Raw genomic sequence first — 1,541 nt, forward strand, 5'->3', positions numbered from 1 at the left:
GCCGGACGGCGGCGATCTGCGCCGAAGACCCGGCCTGGGCGGAGAGGGCCGCCGCCCTCCCGTACGAGGAGGCGAGAGAGGAACTCCTCCGCTTCCCGGGTGTCGGCCCGAAGGCCGCAGACTGCATCCTCCTCTTCGCCTTCCAGAAGTACGAGGCCTTCCCCGTGGACGTGTGGATACGCCGGATCATGCGCCGCTCCTACCTCCCCCACCTCAGGGAGGAGGGGGCGATGACCGCAAAGGAATACCGGGAGATCAGGGAATTCGCGTGGGGGCACTTCGGCAGGTACGCCGGGTGGGCGCAGGAGTACCTCTACTGCGTACGGGACGGGGCCTGACCCCGGAAGACCGTGATCTCGGGTGGGCAGTTGATGCGGATGCCCACGCCGAAGAGGGGTGCGGTGCCGATGCCGCGGCTGACATAGACGGTCCTTTCTCCCTCCTCGATCAGTCCGGACACCGGATTGTAGCCGAACCATGCCGAGGGTTTCCCGAGGACAGGGAGGTCGACCTGCCCGCCGTGGGTGTGGCCGCAGAGGACGAGGTCAGCGTCCCAGTCCGCTCGATATTCTGGTTCGTGGAGGAGGACGATGCGAAAGTCGGCGACGGGCAGGTCGTCGGGGAACCGCGCCCTTCCCGCGAGGCCGTCGTCAAGGCCGACAATGAGCACAGTGTTGTTCCCGACATTCTCTCTTGCGTATTCGTTCCGGAGAACCGTCACACCGGCCTCTTCAAGACGGGCGCAGACTGCATCGGCGAGGGCGGTCTCGGCCGCACCGTCGGCAAGGGGGGAGAGGTCGTAGCCCTCGACGGTGAAGTTCGCCTCTTTCAGCATCGCCGACCGCCCGCGGCTGGAGATGCCGTAGTCGTGGTTGCCGGGCACGGCGTACACCGGCGCCCTGATATTGGCGAGAGGGGAGAGGTCGGGCACCCCCTCACTCCCGTATCCCGCGACAAAGTCGCCGGCGATGAGCACAAGGGAGGGGTTCAAAGCGTTCGTCTCCCTGACAGTCCTCTCGATGAGGCCGCGGTCCCCCTCGGAGATGTGGAGGTCTGAGAGGAGGACGACCGTGCCGGGCACCCCGGCCACGGTGACGGGGGTGACGGTGAGGTCCCCGGTCCCCGCGGTGCCGCAGGCAAGGCCTCCGAGAAGGAGAAGCGCAAACATGACAACTGCGAGAGGGCGGGCATAGGGCACCATGCCTCACGCGGTCGCCGGGAGGGGGGATAACGGTTTCCCACACCCGTCAGTTGTACGGGATCTTCTCGCTCCACCCGGCCTCGTCAAGGAGTTGCTTCAGGAGGGCAACCCTCTGCGTCTGCTCCTCGATCCTGTTCTGGTAATAGGTGAGAGTCGCCCCGGCGTCGTCGGGCGTTGCAATGATGAAGACGTGGTTGGGCCCGGACGCCCCGAAGAAGACGCCCGCATGGTCCAGAGGTTCGAGCACCTCCTTCTTCCACTCCTCGTGGCTGATCTCGTAGCCCCCGGCAAGGAGGTGGGCGATGACCTCGGCCGTCGGCACCGCGTGCTCGAGGCCGAC

At 66.5% G+C, this 1,541-nt stretch carries 2 protein-coding genes and 1 pseudogene; 1 reads left to right on the forward strand and 2 read right to left on the reverse strand.

Annotation, left to right across the window (positions count from 1 at the left end; translation table 11 throughout):
• Positions 1–338: pseudogene (locus Q0520_RS05200) on the forward strand (8-oxoguanine DNA glycosylase); the annotation flags it as partial.
• Here the strand turns inward: Q0520_RS05200 and Q0520_RS05205 are convergent.
• Together Q0520_RS05205 and Q0520_RS05210 are read right to left on the reverse strand one after the other, a co-directional pair.
• On the reverse strand, positions 314–1,201 hold the full coding sequence (locus Q0520_RS05205) for a metallophosphoesterase (protein WP_298667349.1): 888 nt from the start codon (positions 1,199–1,201) through the stop codon (positions 314–316). The pseudogene Q0520_RS05200 and the gene Q0520_RS05205 sit on opposite strands and share 25 nt — an antisense overlap.
• Positions 1,202–1,247: 46 nt before the next feature.
• The coding region (locus Q0520_RS05210) for a hypothetical protein (protein ID WP_298667351.1) at positions 1,248–1,541 on the reverse strand (294 nt) is incomplete at its 5' end.

The organism is uncultured Methanofollis sp., assembly GCF_937919355.1.
Classification (GTDB): Archaea; Halobacteriota; Methanomicrobia; order Methanomicrobiales; family Methanofollaceae; genus Methanofollis.

Coding starts and splice junctions, on each gene's coding strand:
- Q0520_RS05205 (WP_298667349.1), bottom strand. CDS start 1,201: ATGGTGCCCTATGCCCGCCCTCTCGCAGTTGTCATGTTTGCGCTTCTC.